The 22326-nt window shown below is 45.7% G+C and carries 19 protein-coding genes; 17 read left to right on the forward strand and 2 right to left on the reverse strand.

All coding sequences use genetic code 11. The features are described 5' to 3' along the window. Window positions 1–11 precede the first annotated feature (11 nt). Together ASD24_RS01645 and ASD24_RS30850 are read left to right on the forward strand one after the other, a co-directional pair. Window positions 12–932, forward strand: coding sequence for a carbohydrate ABC transporter permease (locus ASD24_RS01645; RefSeq protein ID WP_056690518.1), 921 nt, complete (start codon window positions 12–14; stop codon window positions 930–932). A gap of 119 nt (window positions 933–1051) precedes the next feature. Further along, on the forward strand, window positions 1052–1273 hold the full coding sequence (locus tag ASD24_RS30850; RefSeq protein WP_235540263.1) for a hypothetical protein: 222 nt from the start codon (window positions 1052–1054) through the stop codon (window positions 1271–1273). 135 nt (window positions 1274–1408) lie between these two features. Here the strand turns inward: ASD24_RS30850 and ASD24_RS01655 are convergent, their stop codons facing one another. Then, on the reverse strand, window positions 1409–2176 hold the full coding sequence (locus ASD24_RS01655) for a sulfite exporter TauE/SafE family protein (protein WP_056690524.1): 768 nt from the start codon (window positions 2174–2176) through the stop codon (window positions 1409–1411). A gap of 260 nt (window positions 2177–2436) precedes the next feature. On the opposite strand from ASD24_RS01655, the gene ASD24_RS01660 reads away from it, so the two are divergent. From ASD24_RS01660 to ASD24_RS01725, 14 genes are all read left to right on the forward strand, one after another. Continuing rightward, window positions 2437–4698 carry a glycoside hydrolase family 3 N-terminal domain-containing protein gene (locus ASD24_RS01660; protein WP_056690527.1) on the forward strand — a complete coding sequence of 754 codons (2262 nt, stop codon included), beginning with the start codon at window positions 2437–2439 and terminating at the stop codon, window positions 4696–4698. 232 nt (window positions 4699–4930) lie between these two features. Continuing rightward, window positions 4931–5680 carry an FCD domain-containing protein gene (locus tag ASD24_RS01665; RefSeq protein WP_056690530.1) on the forward strand — a complete coding sequence of 250 codons (750 nt, stop codon included), beginning with the start codon at window positions 4931–4933 and terminating at the stop codon, window positions 5678–5680. 23 nt (window positions 5681–5703) lie between these two features. Further along, a complete protein-coding gene (locus ASD24_RS01670) occupies window positions 5704–7746 on the forward strand; it encodes a hydantoinase/oxoprolinase family protein (RefSeq protein WP_235540365.1) in 2043 nt (680 codons plus the stop codon). Continuing rightward, the gene (locus ASD24_RS01675) at window positions 7743–9722 is read left to right on the forward strand and encodes a hydantoinase B/oxoprolinase family protein (RefSeq protein ID WP_235540265.1); all 1980 of its coding nucleotides are present in this window, start codon (window positions 7743–7745) and stop codon (window positions 9720–9722) included. Before ASD24_RS01670 ends, ASD24_RS01675 begins: the two co-directional genes overlap by 4 nt. A gap of 109 nt (window positions 9723–9831) precedes the next feature. Continuing rightward, window positions 9832–10968: an ABC transporter substrate-binding protein gene (locus ASD24_RS01680; RefSeq protein ID WP_056690533.1), complete on the forward strand. Its 1137-nt coding sequence runs from the start codon at window positions 9832–9834 to the stop codon at window positions 10966–10968. A gap of 45 nt (window positions 10969–11013) precedes the next feature. After that, window positions 11014–12144 (forward strand): ABC transporter ATP-binding protein, encoded by a 1131-nt coding sequence (locus tag ASD24_RS01685; RefSeq protein ID WP_056690536.1) that lies wholly within the window; start codon window positions 11014–11016, stop codon window positions 12142–12144. After that, window positions 12141–13058: an ABC transporter permease gene (locus ASD24_RS01690; protein WP_056690539.1), complete on the forward strand. Its 918-nt coding sequence runs from the start codon at window positions 12141–12143 to the stop codon at window positions 13056–13058. The genes ASD24_RS01685 and ASD24_RS01690 overlap by 4 nt, the downstream gene beginning before the upstream one ends. Then, complete coding sequence (locus ASD24_RS01695; protein ID WP_056690542.1) at window positions 13051–13884, forward strand: ABC transporter permease; 834 nt, start codon at window positions 13051–13053, stop codon at window positions 13882–13884. The genes ASD24_RS01690 and ASD24_RS01695 overlap by 8 nt, the downstream gene beginning before the upstream one ends. 4 nt (window positions 13885–13888) lie before the next feature. Continuing rightward, entirely contained in the window at window positions 13889–15112 is a 1224-nt protein-coding gene (locus ASD24_RS01700; protein WP_056690545.1) for a M24 family metallopeptidase, read from the forward strand. 79 nt (window positions 15113–15191) lie between these two features. Next, a complete protein-coding gene (locus ASD24_RS01705) occupies window positions 15192–16391 on the forward strand; it encodes an MFS transporter (RefSeq protein WP_056692472.1) in 1200 nt (399 codons plus the stop codon). Window positions 16392–16668: 277 nt separating this feature from the next. Next, window positions 16669–17163, forward strand: a complete 495-nt coding sequence (locus ASD24_RS01710) for an RNA polymerase sigma factor (protein WP_056690548.1) — start codon at window positions 16669–16671, stop codon at window positions 17161–17163. Then, entirely contained in the window at window positions 17160–18158 is a 999-nt protein-coding gene (locus ASD24_RS01715) for a hypothetical protein (protein ID WP_056690551.1), read from the forward strand. Before ASD24_RS01710 ends, ASD24_RS01715 begins: the two co-directional genes overlap by 4 nt. A gap of 202 nt (window positions 18159–18360) precedes the next feature. Then, window positions 18361–18864, forward strand: coding sequence for a ClbS/DfsB family four-helix bundle protein (locus ASD24_RS01720; protein WP_056690554.1), 504 nt, complete (start codon window positions 18361–18363; stop codon window positions 18862–18864). Window positions 18865–19079: 215 nt separating this feature from the next. Then, complete coding sequence (locus ASD24_RS01725; RefSeq protein ID WP_056690557.1) at window positions 19080–19535, forward strand: NUDIX domain-containing protein; 456 nt, start codon at window positions 19080–19082, stop codon at window positions 19533–19535. A 174-nt stretch (window positions 19536–19709) separates the two neighbouring features. Here the strand turns inward: ASD24_RS01725 and arfA are convergent, their stop codons facing one another. Continuing rightward, window positions 19710–21203, reverse strand: a complete 1494-nt coding sequence (arfA, locus tag ASD24_RS01730; RefSeq protein WP_056692475.1) for an arabinosylfuranosidase ArfA — start codon at window positions 21201–21203, stop codon at window positions 19710–19712. A 201-nt stretch (window positions 21204–21404) separates the two neighbouring features. On the opposite strand from arfA, the gene ASD24_RS01735 reads away from it, so the two are divergent. Further along, on the forward strand, window positions 21405–22325 hold the full coding sequence (locus tag ASD24_RS01735; protein WP_056690560.1) for an ArsR/SmtB family transcription factor: 921 nt from the start codon (window positions 21405–21407) through the stop codon (window positions 22323–22325). Window position 22326: the final 1 nt, after the last annotated feature.

A 22326-nucleotide genomic window follows, 5' to 3' on the forward strand; every position in this document is an offset into this window, starting at 1 on the left:
AGGCCAATACCATGCGAAAAGGAAAACCGTCCCGACTGCGTAATAGCAGCACAGGGGATCGGGCGTTTGACACCATAAACATTACCTTCATGGTGTGCCTGATGATCGTAACTATCTATCCATTTATTAATATGATTGCCGTATCCTTTAACGATGCGAATGATGCCATTCGTGGTGGAATCTATCTATGGCCACGGGTGTGGACATTGGATAATTATAAGTATATTTTCGGTGAATCGGATATCTATCACGCTACGCTAATCTCGGCACTGCGGACGGTGATTGGTACGGTGGTATCCGTGTTCTGTACAGCGATGTTGGCTTATACGGTCAGTCGTCAAGAGTTTGTGCTTCGTAAGTTTGTAACGATGTTCTTTGTATTCACGATGTACTTTAGTGGGGGATTGATTCCAGGTTATCTGTTGATCCGTGATCTTGGACTCATTGGCTCCTTCTGGGTGTATATCATTCCGGGTGTGATCGGTGTATTCAATATGATCGTCATTCGATCCTTTATTGAGGGACTTCCCGAAGGTATTCTGGAGTCGGCGCGTATTGACGGAGCAGGAGAGTTTACGACCTTTATCCGCGTTGTGCTTCCATTAACCATTCCTGCGATGGCAACCGTATCACTCTTTGTGGCAGTGGGACAATGGAACTCGTGGTTTGATGTGTTCCTGTACAACTCTTCCAATAAAGAGCTTAGTACCTTACAGTATGAATTGATGAAAATTTTGCAAACGTCAACAACTGCAGCCACAGCAACGGCAAGCGATGCGTATCAATCTGCCGAGAGCAGTGGGACAGCGGTTACGCCGACGTCCATTCGAGCAACGATGACCATTATTGCAAGTGTTCCTATACTTATGGTTTATCCGTTCCTGCAGAAGTACTTTGTACAAGGTATGACAATCGGTGGTGTAAAAGGATAAATAAAAGCCTGCTGTTCTCTCTTAAGGATTGGAAGAGAAGCCAGCAGGCTTTTTCACTGTTTATAAATATTGGGCAACTGCCTGCGCGAGCAGGTTCCACTGAAATAGAATTCACCAAAATGAATCGATACATATGGGAAGTGAATCCGCACATGAAATCCGCATACATTGAGGGGTATCAAACGATTCGTCCAATGATCGACTTGGAAAGAGTAATTCCATTTTATGATTTTTATGATGCTTTCAGCGCAGTAGTATGGTGTAAGAATAGAGGAATTGAGCAAAATAAAGAGTTTCTGGAGGAAAGCATACGGACTTTGCAGAAAGTAGTAGCTTATTAAGCAAGTGTGTCTGTTAATAAGGAATGGCTTAGTGCTACATCATTAACTTAGGTGTTCTGTCATGTATAGAGGCAGATCGCTATGCTCTCACTCAATAAGATCCATTGACTTATGTCAATGGATCTTTCGTTTGGTTTACAGCCACAGTATCGAAGCTCCAATCATGGGAGTGATCACCATGCTTGTTTTGAGCCACACTGCAGGTACGCGTTTCGTAAATTTGGCTCCGACATATGAACCGGACATGGTTCCGATCACAACAGCCAGCAGCAATTGCAGATCGAGGTAACCGATCTTCATATAACCGGCACCACCGGCTAGTGCAATAGGAATGATTACGAGCATCGTTGTACCTGCCGCATAACGCATTGACATCCCTAACAGCAGCATAAGACCCAACTGTATAAATGGTGTGGAACCAATACCAAATAGCCCGGATAACATGCCAGTAACTAGACCAATCAGAATGGCATACAACCAGTACCTGACTTCGCTAGTCTTTGTTGAGGCATGTTCTTTAGTAATCGTTGGACGACGGGAGACAAGAATTAACCTTAACCATAACGCAAGCCCTGATGCAAAGAGCATGATGGACGTCAACATACCTAACCGATCTTCAGGAATGAAGGATGACCAGCCAGAGCTGACCCAGGCACCTGCTGCTCCTGCTAAGCCTACAATCGCGCCTGTTTTTAGAACGGCATTTCCCTCCCGATAATGGCTAATCGAACCAGATAGAGAGGAGAAAAACATTGCTGCCAAAGCGGTTCCCAATGCGACATGTATCGGGTATCCAAAGACTACGGTGAGAACAGAGATAATGAATCCGGAACCTCCAGCACCAACAAAACCTAAAAGAAGACCAAGCACAATCATAACGAGTGTAATATTAATCAGTAACATGTGACATTCTCCAAACTTGATGGTTAATACTCTTCCTTAACCAGTTTATTTTCAGTTGCTGTGAACCATTATAACTTGTTTCAATCATCATCTGTAATATTAATATTTTATAATTTACATATTATCGCCGGATTGGAAGAATTGCATCGTGTCCGGTGATCTGCGTATGTAGAACTAGAAAATGAAATGTAAGAGCAACAAAATATGTACACATAGCGTCTAAATAGGATGAATAGAACAGCAACAGGAGTGGAAACCAGATGTTTGTAAAATGCATGACACTACTAAGTACGATCCTTGGTTCCATGCTCTTATGGGCAGGAAACGCAGGCGCAGAGTCACGATTTACGGATTTACAGTATTCCAAGTGGGCAGAAGATGGCATTCAGTATATGGCTGAACGCGGGACAGTAGCTGGCTACGGTAACGGAATATTTCAGCCGGAGAAGTCTGTAACGAGGGCGCAAGCTGTCACTTTTATGGTGCGAGAGTTATATCCAGACGAACTTCAACAGCCTGTGCAAGGGGGCAATTACTCAGATGTTCCAACGACACATCCCTTCTATCGCGAAATTACGATAGCTGCCAAGAATGGACTGGCGAGTGGGTTCCCAGATGGTACCTTTCGCCCTAATGCACCCATTAGCCGTGCTGAAACGGCAGCATTCCTTACGCGATCCTATCCCTTGGAAGAAGGGAAGCAACCTGCAAGTTGGACAGATACGGAGTCTCATTGGGCAGCTGCACCAATTCTCATGTTAAGCTCCAATGGTTTGGTTGGCGGATACGCAGACGGAACCTATCGGCCGAATCGCTCCGTCACACGCGCTGAATATGCCGTATTTATGTCGCGTGTTATCCGCTTTGAGCGTGAACAAGCTATACAGGCTCAAGACTGGGATAAATTGATCTCGTATATGACGTTAAGTGAACAAGTTGGTCAAATGCTGATGCCAGACATTAGGCAATGGAATGGTAAAGTCACGACGACGGTACATGAAGGTCTGAAGCGGGATATCCATGATCAGGATCTAGGTGGACTTATTCTTTTTGACAAAAATATCGTGGATGCAAGGCAAGTAGCTACGTTTACACATGATCTGCAGGCAGAAGCAGGTGACATTCCGCTATTCCTTGGTATTGATCAAGAAGGCGGCGTCATTAAAAGAATTCCAGGAGGTACGAATCTGCCGGGACAGATGGCACTCGGTGCAACTGGAAGTACAGCGCTAGCTGAATCTGCAGCTCAATTGACTGGAGAGGAACTGAAGGCCCTAGGGATTCAGGTTAATTTTGCACCTGTTCTCGACATTAACAGCAATCCAGACAATCCGATTATCGGGATAAGATCCTTTGGCTCGAATGCTGAATTGGTGTCACGGTTTGGTCTTGCCATGATTAAGGGCTTAAGGGAATCAGGCGTCATTGCCGCAGTGAAGCATTTTCCAGGTCACGGGGATACAGCGATAGATTCTCATCTGGGTATGCCGGTGTTGACACATCCGCGAGAACGACTGGATGCCGTCGAACTGAAGCCGTTCAGAGATGCCATTAACAATGGGGTCGATATGATCATGACTGCACACATTGCGTTCCCTGCGATCGATAATGAGCAAATGACTTCTCTAAAAGATGGCCAAAAAGTACCGGTACCCGCTACATTATCCAAGAAGGTTCTTACGGGTCTACTTCGCGATGAACTTGGATATGATGGACTGATCATCTCAGATGCTTTTACGATGAAGGCGATTGCGGAGCATTTTGGAGAGAATAAGGCGGTAGAACGTGCAGTTTCCGCTGGGGTAGACATCATCCTGATGCCAAAAGATTCAGCAGCAGCACATCAAACATTGGTAAACGCAGTGATGAAGGGTACAATCCCGAAAGAAACCATCCAAGCGTCTGTCACGCGAATCTTGGAAGCTAAATTCCAATATGGATTATTTGAACGCAGTCCGTCACTCTCGGTTAAGCTAGCAGAACTGAACCGGGTTATCGGATCGAGTCAGCATCGCACCGTGGAACGGGAAATTGCCGAGCAAGCAGTTACTGTCTTGGCTAGTCGAGAAGGGAAGCGCGTTGATTCAATAAACAAAGGTGATCAGGTTGCGATAGTTGCAGCCGATGAACAGCAGGCGCAGCAGCTGGAGAGACAACTCCAACAATCGGCCAGCAACCTGTCGCTCCAAACGAGCATATTCGTTATGCGTCAAGGCAATTCAAAGGAAACACTACAAGCGATTGCCAAGGCAGATTACGTGATTCTTGCTTCTTATCAGTTCCGTAATGTGGCTAGTGAGTTCGGCTGGAACGATTACCAGGTCTTGATTGATGAGATGAACAGGCGTAGTCAGCGATATACGTTGTTATCTCTTGGAAACCCATATGAGACGATCTATCTGCAGAACGCGCGCTCAGCCTTGGCTGTGTACGGGAAGCAGGAGCCTAATACGTTAGCAGGCATTAAGGTGTTGCTTGGTCAGCTTGAGGCTGGTGGTAAGTTACCGGTGAAGATTGATTAAGCAGGAAAACAGTTTAAAGATGAACAAATAAACCGCGCCAAGCGCGGTTTATTTGTTTTTATGTTAGACTACTTACAAACAATATTGAAAATTTTAGCTGAAAATTACATTTTATTAAAAAATTCATACTAATTAGATAAGATTTGTTGAAATATGTAAAAGATGACGTTATAATTTTGTTAATCATCAGTGAGTAACAGCAATATAGAGAGAATATAAGGGAGGGGATCAAATGTCTCCTGAGTTATTGGAATTAGAGCTAGAATATGAATTGCTGAAGCAGCTTCATGAGGCCAGCGCTCCTATTGGTGCAAGCACGCTCGTACATACGCTTGGCAAAAGCCATAATTTGAGTCAGGCGACGATTGGTCGAAGATTGATGGAGTTGGATGTTGACGGGTATACGGTACTTCAAGGACGTAAGGGAAGAGTACTGACAGAAGAAGGACAAGAACGGATGAAGACAATTGAGCGTGAATTGCAGCAAAAAAGTGTAAACATGCGCTTTATCCAGATGTTAAACCACTCAGGTGAGAAAGCACTGCTGGACGTTCTTGTAGCAAGAAGAGCACTCGAGAGGGAGATTGCTTCATTAGCTGCTCAGCGAGCTACGAAGGAATATATTGAGTTGCTGAAAGAGTCGATTGCGGTACAGAACCGCAGGCTGGCAGATAATATGATTCCGTATGAAGAAGATCGGGAGTTTCATAGACTTCTGGCTTATGCAGCTCAGAACCAGATCTTGCTGCATGCCGTCGAACTGGTATGGGAGACTAGTCGTGATTTCTTGGAGACGGCGTACATTCGGCGAACCGTTGGAAGCGAACTCGTTGTAGATCACCAGGAAATATTGGAGGCAGTGGCTTCTGGTTCACCGGAACGAGCTGAGGCAGCCATGGTCAACCACATTAACCAGATGATCGAAGATGTCAAACGATACTTTGCGATGAAAAACAAAATAAAACCTATGGATACGGTTTAAAAGGAGCTGAGCTTTTGGACACCATGTACCGTTTAGGCGTTGATATTGGAGGCACATTTACGGATGCTCTGGTCACTAACGACCAGGGAAGAATCGTCACCGCCCTCAAGACACCATCCATTGCAGCAGCGCCTGAACAGGCTATTTTTAATGCACTTGATCAGCTTAAAGAACGCGGTGTGGATATTCAAGACATCGATCTGTTTGTCCATGGGACAACGCTTGGGGTCAACACGCTAATTGAGCGAAATGGTGCAGAAACGGGACTTCTGGTAACGAAGGGGTTTCGTGACATTCTAGAGATTCGTAGGTTGCGATTAGAAGATACAACCAATCTGTACGGTGACAAAACGGAGGCACTTGTCCCAAGGCATCTCGTTAAGGAAATCGATGAACGTGTCCTGGCAAATGGTCGAGTGCTGCACTCACTGTCTATAGAACAGCTCCTACAGGCTGTAGATGAATTAGTAGAAGAAGGGATTACGGCTCTAGCGATCAGCTTCTTGCATGCCTACGTGAATCCTGCTCATGAGAAACAAGCAGAAGAACGGATTAAGCAGCGACATCCCCATCTTTTTGTATGCACCAGCAGCACGATATGGCCGCAGCAGCGAGAGTTTGAGCGTACACTTGCTACCACGATGAACGCTTATGTCGGGGAACGAATGGGATCGTACTTTCAAAGGTTACAAGAAGGTATACAAGCATATGGGTTAAAGGCCAATCTGCTATCAACGATGTCTAATGGCGGCATGATGACAGCCTCAAGTGCAGCAAGTGAACCTGTCCGTACGCTGTTGTCTGGTCCTGCTTCAGGTGTCATCGCAGCAACGCATATCGCACATACGGCAGGCATTGAACAAGTTATCACGTTTGATATGGGCGGTACAAGTGTCGATGTGGCTCTCATTGATGTACATCCCGCTTATTCGACTGACAACAAGGTAGGGGATTTCCCAGTGATCATTCCGGCAATCGATGTAACGGCGATCGGTGCGGGTGGGGGCTCTATTGCCTGGCTCGATTCAGTAGGTGTCCTTAAGGTAGGACCTCGAAGTGCAGGAGCAAGTCCAGGTCCAGCTTGTTACGACAGGGGAGGACTTGACCCAACCACAACAGATGCCTATCTTCAGCTAGGCATTCTGCAAGCGGATCGCTTCTTAGGTGGACAAATGCAACTTCATCCAGAGCTTGCAACAAGTGCTCTTCATCGACTAGGTAACACCCTGGGGCTGGATGCAACACAAACGGCTCAAGCAATTCTAGATGTAGCGACGGCTAATATGTATGCCCAATTCTCACCTTTAATGGCACGAAAGGGTGTTGACCCACGTGATTTTACACTACTTGCTTACGGCGGTGCTGGTCCGATGCATGCCTTTTTGATGGCTCGCGAGGTAGGAATAAGCAGAGTGCTCATTCCGCCTTCACCGGGAACGCTTTGCGCCATGGGATGTACGGTAGCCAACTTGCGCAATGATTTCGTTTTTTCGTTACACCAGAACAGTCAGGCTCTGGCTCCAGGAGAATTGGCTAACCATTTCGAGACACTAGAACATAAGGGACGGAACTGGGTTCAAGAAGAAGCCCAAGGAAGCTTGAAGCTGGAGACCGTGTACTGCTTATTCAGTGCTGATATGCGTTATGAGGGACAGGCTTTCGATCTGGAAATTGCACTTACACCTGAAGAGATTAATAACCCAGAGCTCGCCAAAGCCAAATTCCACTCACATTATGAACATGTATTCGGTATTAGTCAGGCCGAGGCTGAGGTTATGTTTATCAGTCTTCGAGTAAGTGTTGTAGGCGTTGTGCCATCGAACAACAGCATAGATCATGAAGTGGAAGCTCACCAATCGTTGGATGAGAATGAACCAGAAGAACGCATGATTGTTTTTGACAACATTCCCAGAACAGCTAAGGTGTGTACCCGGACTCAGATTCCTCTCGATGATGTTATACAGGGACCCGTCATTATTGAGGAATATGATACGACCATTTTCATTCCCGCAGGCTTTACGGTGTCCAGAGATATTCACGGGAATTTGATTGGAGTGATGCAATGATGATCGTGGATAAAGTTTTTCTCGAGATCTTCAATAATCGGATTCAAGCAACCGTTGAAGAGATGGCGAATGTTGTGTTACGCACGGGCTTTACTGCATTTGTCAAAGAAACCGGTGACTTTGGAACATACTTACTGTCCCCAACAGGTGAGACATTTGGCTCTCCACTTGAAACGGGATACAATCTGTCTCTTGGAATCCCCGCTGCTGCAACGATACAGAGCGTGAAAGATTGGCAAGAGGGCGATATCGTCATTTGCAATGATCCCTATGCCACGCAAGGCATGGTAACTCATCTTCCAGATATGCACCTTATCAAACCTTTCTTCTATGAAGGACGCATTATTGCATATGGAATGTGCTTTGTGCATTCATCAGATGTTGGCGGCAAGGTGCCTGGAAGTGTATCTCCCAGCGCTTATGATATTCATATGGAAGGCATTCGGATTGCGCCTATTAAATTATATGAGGCTGGCGTTCTTAATGAAACTGTACAGCGTATGTTTCTGGACAACAGCCGCATTCCTGAACAGAATTTGGGTGATCTCCGAGCGCTCATGGCGGCATTGAATCGGGGAGAACAGCGGATTGGCGAACTGATTACGCGATATGGCGTAGAGCGAGTGGAACAGGGCATTGAACAATTACTGGAATACGCGGAGCTGAAAGCGCGTGCTATTGTCAGTGACATTCAAGATGGAACATATGAATTCTGGGATTACCTTGAAAAGGGACCAGGCGGGTATCCGATACGTCTACGATGCAGCATGACAATCAGCAAGAGCGATATCTATCTCGATTTCAATGGTTCCGATCCACAGGTCAGGGCATCGTTTAACATTCCAACGCATAACCAACAAGGACACTACATGCTGGTACCTGCTTTAATCCGTTATTTTCGTACAATTGATCCAACTATTCCGTGGAACTCTGGCATGATTCGACTGGTACGCAATTATGCGCCGCCAGCCTCCATTCTTAATCCAGAGCCGATGGCAGCGGTCGGCGCTCGGGCGGCAACCTTTATTCGCCTGATGGATGTAATCACCGGAGCATTGAGTAAAGCACAGGCGAGCAAAGTACCTGCGGCAGGAGCAGGACAAGCTTGCATCGTCATGATGGCGATGACCGATGCAAACGACGGGAAGAAAAAAGTCGGTGTCATACAGCCGATCTGTGGTGGATCAGGTGCCAGACCGATGAAGGATGGGATTGATGGTATGGATTTTGCGGTAGGTCATCTGCGTAATATTCCAGCCGAGACCGTGGAGGCTGAGATGCCGGTCATGATTGAACATTACGGTCTTCGTCCAGATTCGGCAGGAGCAGGAACCTTCCGAGGTGGAAGTGGGATTGAGCTTCGTGTTCGGATTCGTACACCGGATACGGTGATGACAGCAAGAAATATGGAACGCATGGAGTTCCAACCATGGGGTAGGCTTGGAGGCGGTGTGGGTACACACGGTGAGGCTATTCTGAATGTTGGTCTTGATACCGAAGAGCAGTTAGGTAGAATCGATGAACTGCTTTTGCAACCGGGAGATACGGTTACCTTTCTATCCCAAGGTGGCGGCGGATATGGTGATCCTATGGAACGAGATGTTCAACTCGTGCTGAAGGATGTAAGAAGTGGGCTAGTATCGAATCATCAGGCATTCGAACGGTACGGCGTTGTGATTCGAGATTCAGAATTGGATGAGGAGCAGACTCGGGTTGAGCGTGTCAATAAACGTCAGCAGGAGACGAAGGACTTCAACTACGGCCATACGAGAGAGAAGTATGAAACGTTGTGGAGTGATGAGATGCAGCTGGCTTTGGTCAATGCTTTGAACAACTATCCGCTTGCACTCCGTGATTACTTGAAACGTCGGACGATGAATGCTGTTGAACATAGATTTGCAGGCAATGCTTCCTTAACGCCTCACGATATACCTGAAATGATGGAAGATTTGCGACAGCAGATTGGGCTTCAATGAGAAAGAAAACGAAGAAAAAGTTAACGTTTTATTGAAACACATCAACTAAATAGGTTTAATCAGATGATTTTGTTGGCCTATATCACTTATTCGATGGGGGAAATTCAATATGTTTAAATCAAAGAAAAATCGTTTTCTCAGTTTAGCTTCTCTCACACTGGCTGCTTCACTCGTACTCTCAGCTTGCGGGGGAGCGAGTACTACGAGCAATTCTTCCGAAGGAACGGATGCTTCAGGATCTGGTGGGGAAAAGGTGAAGCTCACGATGTTCATTTGGGCTGGTTCCAATCAGGATGTTGTACCAAAAGAAGTTGTTGCTGAATACGTAAAAGAACATCCAAACGTAGAAGTAACGTTTGAAGAATCCACTAACTCTGTAATGTATCCGAAGATGGTTGCCGGCAAACAAGCGAATCCTGACGATCCAATCGTTAACTTTGGTTACTTCAATGCCGACGCTACGGCGAAAGGTCTGAACGATGATATGTGGGAACCACTTGATACAAGCATTGTGACGAATATAAAGGATATTCCTGAACAATTTCATCAGCCGGATAATAAAGGGATCGTCTGGGGTGTATCCAGCTTTGCATTAGTGTACAACAAAGATCTTGTTCAAACGCCGCCAACGAGTTGGAATGACCTGTGGGAGAACGAGCAATTCAAAGGAAAAACTGCTCTGTGGGACTACATGTTCTATTCTTACATCTCACCATTAATTGCGGTTAAAGGCCAAGAGATTGGTGCTTCATATGATAATCCAGAGCCTGCATTCCAGTACGTGGCGGATCATAGTGATCAGGTGGGTACACTCGTCACTTCCAATGATCAATTAAAAGCACTTCTTGAATCAGGCGATGCTCTTATTGCACCGTTCAGTGCTCAAGTTGCTCAGACATGGATTGACGCTGGTTCACCACTAGCTGTTGCTTATCCTGAAGAAGGAGCGATTTCCTTTCCGTATTCACTGCAAGTCGTCAAAGGATCGACACCTGAACAGACTCGGGTGGCTAACGAGATCATTAACGAGTTGTTGAATGCTGAGTCGCTAACAAGTTATGCAGATGCTACCGGAACGCCTGTAACTAGCACTACTGCAACAGTACCAGATAAGTATAAGGATGATCCTTCCTTCTCCGTTGAAACACAAAGTAACGGCATTAATCCGGATTGGGACAAGCTGGCACAGAACAGCTCTGCTTGGAAAGAACTGTGGGATCGTCTGGTAAAAACGAAGCTGCAATAACAAAACTCTGTTCGCCATACGAGCTGGATGCATTGGAGGAATAAAATGAACAGCGGACAAGATACCGTTTCCATTGAAACGAAAGGTGTCAGGAAGACATATGGAGAGCGAGCCGCCGTTGATCAGGTTAACCTTCAGGTTCAAAAGGGAGAGTTCGTCTCCCTTCTGGGGCCAAGTGGCTGTGGCAAAACAACGCTGCTACGCATGTTGGGGGGACTTGAACAGCCAGATGAAGGGGTCATTTTACTGGGAGGACGCGATGTCACGGGAGTTCCTGCTTATGGTCGCAACAGTAACATGATATTCCAGCAGCTTGCACTGTTTCCTCATATGGATGTATTCCACAATATTGCATATGGTCTTAAGGTGAAAAAAACACCGAAGGCGGAGATTAAACGGCAAGTCTATGAAATGCTTGAATTAGTACAGCTTGGAGATTACAGCAACCGAGCTATCTCGCAACTGTCGGGAGGACAGGCTCAGCGTGTGGCTATAGCCCGTGCGCTAGTTAACCGGCCAGAGGTGTTGTTACTTGATGAACCGCTCTCTGCGCTTGATATGCAGTTGCGCCTGGATATGCAGCATGAGCTGAAACGTATTCAGCGGGAGTTCGGAGGAACATTCATTTTTGTCACACATGACCAGAGCGAAGCGATGAATATGTCTGATCGAATTGGTGTCATGCGAGGTGGAAAGCTGCTGCAATATGGGACGCCCGATGAGATTTATGAGAATCCTGCGGATCATTTTGTAGCGAAATTCATCGGGGATACGAACCTTATCAACGTAACCGTATTAGGATCAGATCGAGAGGTTGTTCGCGTTGATTGTTTCGGTCATACACTTATCGTGAAAGAAAACAGGGGAGGAAGCGCCCAACCAACGGGTACACCGTCCGTATTGTCGTTACGTTATGAGTATATTCGTCTTGGTGCCGAAGCCGAGGGCAGCGTGAATTCCTTCGAAGGCAGGGTGATTGAGAGCGTGTATGGGGGCGCAAGTATACGCTACACCTTGGAAATAACGTCCGAATTACGTATTCAGGCGACCGTTCTGCATCAGCGAGGTGCATCTCGATATGCGTCAGGTGATATCGTACGGATTGGAGTTGACCCGGATGATGCACTGCTGTTATCTGAACCTGAGCCTGAATCGAATCAGGAGAATAAACCATGAAACGGGTAACTGAACGCGCTGTCAATTTGTATTCTTCTCAGCATCGTCACTGGATGACCCAGTTTCTTCTGCTCGTGCCTGCTTTAGCGTTGATGGGAGTCGTCTATCTCGGCAGCTTGCTGATCTTTGGCAGATACAGCTTCGACATTTATGAGAACGGCAAATTAATCCGGGGATGGGACTGGGCTTCATACCGTGCTTTTCTAACGGACCCGTACTACTGGAAACTGATTGGGACGACGTTTCGGATTGCATTCAAGGTTACATTGTGGAGTGTGCTGCTAGCGTATCCATTGGCGTACACCATCGCGGGCTTGAAGAAACCAGGCTTGAAGCAGTGGTTGCTCCTATTAACGTTTCTACCCTTGCTGGTTAGCGCCGTTGTGAGATCCTATGGATGGCAGTTGCTTTTATCAAGACAAGGCATGATGAACGGGTTGTTCACTCATCTGGGGATTACCGAAGAAGGCTTCAACATGATGTATAACGAGACGGGTGTTGTGGTTGCACTAGTTCATATTTTTCTACCATTTATGGTTTTTCCTATCCTGAATGTGTTATCGCAAAGTGATGCTTCCCTCAAAGCAGCTGCTCAGGATCTAGGTGCGGGCAGCTGGCGTACCTTTTTTACCATAACGCTGCCCTTATCGGCAAGAGGCATTGCAAGCGGTATCCAGATTGTATTTACGCTGTGCCTAACCGCATTCACCACACCTCAGCTTATTGGGGGAGGTCGGGTAATGACATTGCCCGTTTTCATATATCAGCGAACACTGGATACGAATTGGCCTATGGCAGCCGTTGCTAGCTTGTTTCTGCTGGTATCCTCCATCGTTGTCTCACTTATTGTCAACAAAGGCGCGGACATGCTGATGTTTAGACGTTCCCGCAAAGGAGGGCAGGCACATGGTTAGCTCTAACAGGCTTACGAAGCTGCTACTCTATGTTTTTACAGGCATGGTAGCCGTATATCTGCTGTTACCATTGCTTATGATCGTGATGACGTCAGTAGGCTCGGGATCAGCAAGCAAATTCCCACCAGAAGGGTTCACACTGAAGTGGTACGCTAATCTAGCGGAGCAGACCCAGTTTTTGCACGCGTTCAAGAACAGTCTTATTGCTTCTACAGGTGCCGTACTACTGGCTCTTGTAACTGGAACGCTAGCTTCGCTTGCCATCGTACAATATCCGTTTCGTGGATCAGGGTTATTGCGGGCTTTCTTCGTCTCCCCAATGGTCATGCCCAAAATCACGCTGGGTATTGCTTACCTGATTCTCTTTTCCAAAATGAATATTGCAGGCGGCTTATTTGCCCTGATTTTGGGTGAAGCAGTCATTGTTCTACCTTTCGTTCTGACGATCGTGGGGAGTGCACTCGCCAACCTACAGCCTGTATATCGGGAGGCTGCTGCGGATATGGGCGCAAGCCCGATACGGATATTTTTTACTATAACGCTGCCACAGCTTAAATTGTCCTTGCTTCTTTCAGGCTCTATTGCATTTGTATTTACATTTGATCAGGTCGAAGCTGCATTATTACTCTTGCGGCAGGACAGTTACACGTTGCCTATTCAGTTATTTTTGTATATGGAAAAATGGCAAGACCCTACGATAGCGGTGGTATCCGTTGTTTTAATTGCATTTGCGCTGGTGCTGTTTCTTCTGATTAGGCTGGTTCTGCGTTCGCTTACAGGAATGGAAGGCATGCTGGGCGGAAGAAAAAAACAAAGGAGGTCTTGATTACATGGAAGAAGTAGGCTCACAACAGAGTTCTCGTAGTGCTGGCTTGAACTGGGAGCGGGCAGAAGAAGTGATGAAGGCAAAAGGGATTGCAGCTCTAATTGCGACTACACCGGAGAATATCCAATATGTCATTGGCTCACAGCTGCGTGCGAGTAACTGGACGATGCAAATTTATGCGGTACTTCCTGCGGATCGATCGACAAGACCTTGTATCATCATCCCAACCAATCGTCTGGGAGTAGTCGCACAATTTGGCATAACGAACGTTGATATTTTTGCATACAGCGATTTCTTCGTGGAAGGCACGATTGAAGGCAAGCCTTCAACCCCGGATATTGATCTGTTCTATTCCTTGCTACAATCCACAGTTATTCACAAAAGTCCGTTAGATGCGCTTCAAGCGGCACTGAAACAGTTGGGTATTGAGCATCAGCCTATCGGAATTGATGAAATGCGGATAGCTCCACAGATCTTGGAGGGTATCAAGAAAACGGTGCCGAATGAAGCCGTTATACCTTCCTATGCCCTGTTTCGACATATCCGGTTGATCAAAACATCCTATGAAGTGAGTCGGCTACAAGAAGCAGCCGTTCTGAATGAACAGATTGAGAAGGAATTAATTGATCTGATCGAAGCAGGAGTTCATGAGAAACAGATTGCAGACCACTATCGACTAGCCGTGATGAAAGGCGGCGGGATTCCGGCGATGACTGCAGTAGGCGCAGGGCCACGAAGTGCGCTGCCTCTGATCGAGAATTATTTCCACACGATAGAATCAGGTGACCAGGTTCGCTTCGATCTATGTTTGCAACTGGAAGGGTATTGGGCAGATACCGGTCGCACAGTGGTTGCGGGTGAGCCTACACCTTGGATGAAAAAGCATTTTGATGCGGTAAAAAGTGGATGGGAGACGGCACTTGAACATGTGCGCCCAGGGGTCAAAGCGTCGGACGTATTTCATGCAGCGGTATCACGCGTACAATGCGAAGGTATCCCTCATTATCGACGTCAGCATGTAGGACATGCTATTGGTCTGGAGCTGTATGATGATCTAACCCTCTCCCCGGGTGACCAGCACATTCTGGAGCCCGGTATGGTACTTTGTGTTGAGGTGCCTTACTATGAGCTTGGTGCTGGTGGCTTCCAAATCGAGGATACGGTGATCGTGACTCCAGATGGTTTCGAGTTTCTGACCCATATGGAGCGTAAACTGTTCACGAAATAACGATTGATGGAAGGCTTCACGCAAGCGATCTGGCAACAGCCGATCAGGGAGCATTCCTGCCAGAAAGTTGGAAAATGCAATGATTCAGCAGGGAACGACGACATTTCGAAACATCAGTCTTGCACTGTTTGCCGGAGGATTTATCACGTTTGCATTATTATATAGTTTGCAGCCTTTGATGCCTGAAATCAGTACAGCTTTTGCAATTACGCCTGCCCAGTCTAGCTTAACCCTCTCGGTAACGACCGTTGCTATGGCACTTACGATGCTATTTGTGGGCTCTTTGTCTGACTTGGTCGGGCGTCGTTATATCATGACCGCTGCGTTAGTGATCTCATCTCTTATCGCTATAATGAGCGCGTTTAGTTCAGGATTTACAGAGCTGTTGTTACTCCGTATCCTTCAAGGTGTCGCACTGGCGGGGCTTCCAGCTACAGCTATGACCTATTTGGCTGAGGAGATCGACACCTCCAGTCTGGGCTATGCTATGGGTCTATACATCAGCGGCAATTCCATTGGAGGCATGGCAGGGCGTTTTATTAGCGGTGTGATTACAGACTGGTTCAGTTGGCGGACAGCTATTGGTTTTATAGGTGTTCTGGGCTTATGCGCCGCTCTGATATTCTGGCTTGTTATTCCACCTTCACGTAATTACGTCAAGAGTGCTGTAAGCTTCTCGCGTATTATGCCGCTTTTATGGTCCCAATGTCGTAACCCACGTCTGCTCTGTCTGTACGGACTCGGTTTTCTGTTGATGGGTGGCTTCGTAACGGTATTTAACTATATTGGCTTTGAATTAACTGGAGAGCCGTACAGCCTTAGTCAATCTGTTGTTGGAAGTCTGTTTGTTGTATATATTATGGGCACCTTAAGCAGCACTTGGATGGGGAGAATGGCAGATCGATATGGCAGGGCACATGTCCTAATTTTGACGCTTGTCATCATTCTTGCTGGGGCACTATGTACACTGTATGCTGACTTGTGGGTGAAAATTGTTGGACTTGCGCTGTTTGCCTTTGGTTTCTTCGGCGGACATTCCATCGCAAGCAGTTGGGTAGGCCTTGTGGCGAAGCAACATGTATCCCAGGCGAATGCACTGTACTTATTTTTCTACTATGTTGGTTCAAGTGTTAGTGGAACAGGTGGAGGGGTGCTATACAGTGTGCAGGATTGGCAGGGTATCGTAGGTATGATCGTTGTCTATGTTATCTTAGCAATTATCCTGTGCCGTATCCTTGCCCATCTGGATGAACGACCATCGGAGGCAACCTTGAAATAGCTAAAAATGATCATGGATGCTCGTTCGTTACGAACAAGTAAAAGCCACACTATCATTTAAACAAACATTTGATCAATAATAATATGTGAGCAAAAGGCTATTTCGGGACTGGTATCCTACGAAGTAGCCTTCTTTGTTTTGATAAATGGGGACTGTAAACTCCAGTTTGGTTACGGATTTTACGTACAGGCCAAGGCCATCTCGAAAATATTAAAAACAAAATGTGACCAAATGCCGTCCGTAAGAGTGTTTAACATATAAAGGAGGGCAAGACACCATGCAGCGATCAGTGCCCGAGCCGGGCGATCAAGTGATGAGTATCTATGAGGCATATGCGGATACGTTGTTCCGGATTGCCATGGTACACCTTGGCAGACGAGAGGACGCAGAGGAAGCTACTCACGATACCTTCATCAAATTCATAGAAAAAGCCCCCACCTTCAACGACGCAGAGCATCAGAAGGCATGGTTAATTCGGGTCATCACCAATCACTGCAAGTCTTTATTAGGCAGAGATTGGCGCAAACGGGAGGTTAAGCTGGAGGGCGCAGATCCCCTTACAACGGAAAACGCTGAAGATCAGGCGTTGATTGAACTTGTGCTGTCCTTGCCTGTCAAGTATAGATCGGTGGTTCACCTATATTATTACGAAGATTATCCGATCCGAGAAATCGGAGCCATACTACAAATTAGTGAGTCAGCAGTGAAGATGCGATTACAGCGGGGAAGACAGTTGTTGAAACTGGAGCTGGAAGGGGAAGAACAGCTATGAACGAGGAACAATTCAGACGAAATTATAAGAAAGCGGTGGATTCGATGAAAACAGACGATCAAATGAAAAAACGGATAGAGCAAAGTGTGAATGCAGAGCGCCAGCAACCAAAGCGTCAACGTAAACCTCTATACATCGCAGCCAGCGTTGCAATTGTTGCGAGTATTGGGATAGCTGCACCTAGTGTATGGCAGCAATGGAACGCACCGAGTGCGCCGGTGACGAATGTGGTATCGAGTGGAATTAATCCAACGAATGAAACCAATACACCAAATTCATCGGATAATTCAGTTGTTATTCCAAAAACGGAATTACCAAGTGCGGATGGAAAAGGGGCTAAGGCAAGCATGCTGCAATTGGTTGTCTATCAGGGCAATGTCTATACCCAATCAGCGACATCACTTGACGGTGCAGATGCCCTTGCCTTGCGAGGTGAAAAGCTTGGCACGACAACAGGTGGCATCAATGAGCTAAGCGGCCAAGATCAGTATACGGAGCTTGCTTCCAACATCGGTGAAGCAGACATATACGCAGTAAACGGGTACGATCAAGACTTCCGAATCATGTCATACACTGAAATTGATGGACAGGTGTACGCACAATTATTTGACAAGAATAATGATATCACTATTAATACTGGTGCCGATCTCATCGGTAAGCTGCATATTGAAGGTAATATTACAGAGGTGCAGTGGGAAACCTTTGCTAGCTGGAACAATGGATTGCAGGAGCTGCAACAACTACCAGCAGACGAATCATTGGATGCCTTTGTCTCGGCGCTAAATGCTGCCAAGCCGATTGCAACCAGTCCAGAGCTGGAAGAGAAACTGTACGGACAGGAAGATCGCAAAATGATCTATCTTACGCTACAAGACAAAACGCAAGTTTCCTTGGTTCTGTTCGGTGAAGGTCTAGTGCGTTACGGCAATGTACCGGTATTCCTTGAAGTTGAGCAAGGTGCATTCCAAGCGTTCTGGGATAGCCTGAGTGAATAAAAATATTGGGCAGCGCGAATGAATGCGCGACGAAGAGCGAGCAAGGCATATCAGTGCCTCGCTCGTTTTTTTGTATTAACATACCATTGGTCTCATACCTGATTTAAATAATTGTTTATAAATGGTCAAAAAGCTAGAACTAGGATATCTATCAGAACGAGCCTGCCCTTGCTAAGATGAAGTTAAAAAGGAGTTTGTGCTCATGAGCGAAACGAGCCCAAAAGAACAGTTATTATTCAATAGTGACAACCATTTCAGAACATTACTTCATATCGTTGAATCTGTGCCTAGAGGCAAAAGAAGTCGTTCAATTGAAACAGAGGAAAGAGACAAAAATTTTCGCGATGTGCTGATGCATTTATATGAATGGCATGCCATGTTGGAGAGATGGTACCGAGAAGGCATGGATGGGGATGTCCCTACGATGCCTGCACCTGGCTTTAAGTGGAGTACAATCAAGCAGCTCAATATGCAGATTTGGGAAAACTATCAGGATGTGACTTTGAATCATGCGATCAAAAAATTAAAGTTGAGCCACGAACGAGTGATGAAGCTTATTCATAGCCATACCAACGAAGAAATCATGACCAAGAAACATTATAAATGGGTGAAAACAAGCAATTTGTACAGTTATTTTGCAGCTAACACTTCCAATCATTACGTGTGGGCAATTCAAAAATGTGAGCGGATCGCAAAGGAGTTATGACATAATTGTTCAGAATTTGTTGAGTATTATGTGTTAAAATCTTCTTCATAAAATCGTGAAGTTAAGCGGAATGGATCTGAAGCTCAATAATGCAATCGACAACAGTAGTCAGGCATCGTCAATAATATCGTTTATTGAGAAAAGGACTACTCTTAAGCGAGCAGACAAAACCCTCAACAACTCGATTCAGTACAATGATAAAAGAGGGATTGAACGTGGAAAAAAAGATTAGGAATTCTGCGAAAGCATTGATTATCCAGGATGGAAGAATGCTTGCCTTGAAACACAAAAATGAGCAAGATGTGTATTATACGCTGCCTGGCGGAACCCAAAATGCAGGTGAGGCATTGACTGATACTGTTAAACGTGAAGTGGCAGAAGAAATAGGAGTTCATGTCGAACCGTTATCCTTGGAGTTTATTAATGAAGGTGTATATGGCGAAGCGCTACATCGGGTAGATTTCTTTTTTCTATGCGAGTATAAAGGCATGGTGCAACATTCTAGTCTTCATATTGAAAAATTTCATGAGACTTATGAATGGTTGGAGATCCAAGATATTATGGGGCAACCGCTCAACCCATCTAAATTAAGAAAACAAATTCTTCGATTGGTTGCTGGTGAGAAAACGGTTATGTACTTAGGAAATGAGGAACATGAAGACTCAGAATGATTCATTTAAAGAGTCGGCCTGAATATCAGAGTTCATTTGCATGTTTGAGATTCAAAAAAAGACCTCCAGCTTCGTAAGAAGACTAGAGGTCTTTGTCATATCATTAGATCAATGTTAAAGGCAACATTGCTTTCAAAGGTATTGCACGTTGATTCATTGAACTCGACCAGTGAATTACGCTTGCTTTGTTTTAAGACGAATCACGTTCCATGATGCTTTGTTCAGGACAGCTTGCACTTTTCCTTGATCTACCTTCGTATGCCCGCCGTTGTGAGGCATAACGTTATGTGGGTTTGTTTTGGTATTGGTCGCTTTCAAGTCGTCATTTTCCAATACAATGTGCTCTACAAATGTAGTTTCGCCAAACGAACGAAGATCTACATTCAGTTCCATCTGTTCGTCCAGATGTCTGTTTACCGCAAAGATAGTGATCATGCCATTCTCTTCGTCATGCACGCTGATGGCTTCCAGATAAGGCACATCCGTGAAGTCTTTGGAATCGTACTTCGGTGAAGATACGACAGATTGAAGCACGGTGCCACGTCCGAAGTTGGATGCATGCATGAACGGGAAGTAGGTTGTCTGGAACCAGATCGCTCCGTTGTTCTCAGTCATGATCGGTGCAATAACATTGATCAGTTGTGCTAGACAAGCCATCTTCACACGGTCTGCGTGTTTCAAGATGGTAATCAGATAACAGCCTACCGCTAGTGCATCTTCATGCGTATATACATCCTCGAACTCTGGCGGCGCAACCTGCCACCGTTCTTCCATACGGCTCGTACCAATAGAGTTCCAGACATTCCATTCGTCTAGGGACAACATCAATTTCTTTTTACTGCGTTTCTTCGCTTGCACAAAATCACAGATTGAAGCTACGCTGTCGATAAATTGATCCAGATCCAGCGAACTAGCGAGGAAATCATATGTGTTGTTTTTATTATTGTTATAGTAAGCGTGTAGAGACAGATAATCTACATTCTCATAGGAGAGATCAAGAACCGTCGCTTCCCAATCAGCGAATGTGCTCATGCCACGGCTCGAACTGCCACATGCAACAAGCTCAATATTTGGATCAACCCATTTCATCGCTTTGGCAGTTTCGTTCGCAATTCTGCCGTATTCATGTGCAGTCATTGCTCCGATCTGCCATGGACCATCCATTTCGTTACCCAGACACCAGGTTTTGAATTGGTGAGGATCTTTGTAACCATGAGAAATACGCAGATCACTCCAATATGTGCCTGAAGGATGGTTACAATATTCCACGAGATTTCTCGCCGCATCAATACCACGAGTACCCAGATTAACAGCCATCATCACTTCGGTTCCAACAAGCTTCGCCCAATCAGCGAATTCATTCGTTCCAATCGCGTTCGTTTCGATGGTCCACCAAGCAAGCTCAAGTCTGCGTTTACGCTCCGCTACAGGTCCTACACCATCTTCCCAATTGTAACCTGATACAAAATTTCCACCAGGATAACGAACAATTGGCACATTCAATGCCTTGATGGCTTCAATCGCATCCTGACGGAAGCCTTGCGCATCTGCAGTTGGATGACCTGGATCATAAATCCCGCCATACACAGCACGTCCCAAATGTTCAACAAAGGAACCATAAACTCGTGGATCAACTTCAGCAATCTGAAAATCTTTATCAATAAGCATCTTAGATGTTAGCAAAGTGAAAACCTCCATAGGATCGATTTAGTAGTTGTTTCATTCATTGTTCATGTGTTGAATTCGCAAAAAAGCAAAATCAAAATATTGATTTGTTATCTAATATGTATCATAATGCTTTTTTAGGAGCAAGATTATTTTACAGGGTTCGCAAAATAACGAATTCATAACGAGAGGGAAGTGGAGTTCATGATGCTGGGTACGGATGCTAATTCGCTAATCGTTTACGAGGCGCTTGCAAGCGAGGCTCGTTTAAATATTGTTCGATTATTACTGCAGAAGAGAGAGATGCACATCAATGCGCTGGCCGAGGAGCTATATTTGAGCAAAGCCATCGTTAGTACCCATGTGAGCAAGTTACAGAAAGCTGGCATTGTTGGTAGCCGAATGAGAAGAGAAAACGGTGGAACCTATAAATTTTGTTATATCCAGCAAGAGTTTATGACGATTAATCTATCCCCAGAGCCAATGGCTGCACCTTACCATGAAGTCTCCATTCCAGTAGGGCAATATACGGATTATGAGGCATGGCCAACATGCGGGATTGCGACGACGACCCAAATCATTGGACAATACGATACACCAGCGTGCTTCATGGATCCGGATCGGGTGAATGCAGGCATACTCTGGTTAGCACGCGGGTTTCTCGAATATAAGATTCCTAATTATCTATATAAAGATCAGGCAATCAAGGAGATCGAAGTTTCACTGGAGCTTGGCTCGGAAGCCCCTCAAGTGAATGAGAACTGGCCGTCGGATATTCGTTTTACGCTGAATGGTCATTCTCTTGGAACGTGGACGAGTCCTGGTGATTTTGGGGATCGCAAGGGCAAACTTACTCCACAGTGGTGGCATTCCGATGTGAACCAGTATGGTGTACTGAAAGTGCTACGAATCAATGCTGATGGCACGTTTATCGACGGGCAGCGCATTTCGGATGTCAAAATAAATGACTTGAATCTCAATACCGCTACATATTGGACGATTCGCTTAAGCCCAGAAGAAGGTGTACCTGGCCGAGGTGGACTTACGTTATTTGGAAAGGGTTTTGGGAACTATAACCAGGACATCTTGATCAGGTACTATTATGAAGCAGTAGGTGCTATATAAG

The sequence above is a fragment of the Paenibacillus sp. Root52 genome (genome assembly GCF_001426865.1).
GTDB lineage: Bacteria > Bacillota > Bacilli > Paenibacillales > Paenibacillaceae > Paenibacillus.

What these genes read in the sequence shown, in the direction of transcription:
- ASD24_RS01675 (WP_235540265.1), top strand. Translation starts at nt 7,743, where the DNA reads ATGATGATCGTGGATAAAGTTTTTCTCGAGATCTTCAATAATCGGATT.
- ASD24_RS01705 (WP_056692472.1), top strand. Translation starts at nt 15,192, where the DNA reads ATGATTCAGCAGGGAACGACGACATTTCGAAACATCAGTCTTGCACTG.
- ASD24_RS01715 (WP_056690551.1), top strand. Translation starts at nt 17,160, where the DNA reads ATGAACGAGGAACAATTCAGACGAAATTATAAGAAAGCGGTGGATTCG.
- ASD24_RS01645 (WP_056690518.1), top strand. Translation starts at nt 12, where the DNA reads ATGCGAAAAGGAAAACCGTCCCGACTGCGTAATAGCAGCACAGGGGAT.
- ASD24_RS01710 (WP_056690548.1), top strand. Translation starts at nt 16,669, where the DNA reads ATGCAGCGATCAGTGCCCGAGCCGGGCGATCAAGTGATGAGTATCTAT.
- ASD24_RS01695 (WP_056690542.1), top strand. Translation starts at nt 13,051, where the DNA reads ATGGTTAGCTCTAACAGGCTTACGAAGCTGCTACTCTATGTTTTTACA.
- ASD24_RS01680 (WP_056690533.1), top strand. Translation starts at nt 9,832, where the DNA reads ATGTTTAAATCAAAGAAAAATCGTTTTCTCAGTTTAGCTTCTCTCACA.
- ASD24_RS01660 (WP_056690527.1), top strand. Translation starts at nt 2,437, where the DNA reads ATGTTTGTAAAATGCATGACACTACTAAGTACGATCCTTGGTTCCATG.
- ASD24_RS01700 (WP_056690545.1), top strand. Translation starts at nt 13,889, where the DNA reads ATGGAAGAAGTAGGCTCACAACAGAGTTCTCGTAGTGCTGGCTTGAAC.
- ASD24_RS01690 (WP_056690539.1), top strand. Translation starts at nt 12,141, where the DNA reads ATGAAACGGGTAACTGAACGCGCTGTCAATTTGTATTCTTCTCAGCAT.
- ASD24_RS01720 (WP_056690554.1), top strand. Translation starts at nt 18,361, where the DNA reads ATGAGCGAAACGAGCCCAAAAGAACAGTTATTATTCAATAGTGACAAC.
- ASD24_RS01655 (WP_056690524.1), bottom strand. Translation starts at nt 2,176, where the DNA reads ATGTTACTGATTAATATTACACTCGTTATGATTGTGCTTGGTCTTCTT.
- ASD24_RS01665 (WP_056690530.1), top strand. Translation starts at nt 4,931, where the DNA reads ATGTCTCCTGAGTTATTGGAATTAGAGCTAGAATATGAATTGCTGAAG.
- ASD24_RS01735 (WP_056690560.1), top strand. Translation starts at nt 21,405, where the DNA reads ATGATGCTGGGTACGGATGCTAATTCGCTAATCGTTTACGAGGCGCTT.
- ASD24_RS30850 (WP_235540263.1), top strand. Translation starts at nt 1,052, where the DNA reads ATGAATCGATACATATGGGAAGTGAATCCGCACATGAAATCCGCATAC.
- ASD24_RS01685 (WP_056690536.1), top strand. Translation starts at nt 11,014, where the DNA reads ATGAACAGCGGACAAGATACCGTTTCCATTGAAACGAAAGGTGTCAGG.
- ASD24_RS01670 (WP_235540365.1), top strand. Translation starts at nt 5,704, where the DNA reads ATGTACCGTTTAGGCGTTGATATTGGAGGCACATTTACGGATGCTCTG.
- arfA (WP_056692475.1), bottom strand. Translation starts at nt 21,203, where the DNA reads ATGCTTATTGATAAAGATTTTCAGATTGCTGAAGTTGATCCACGAGTT.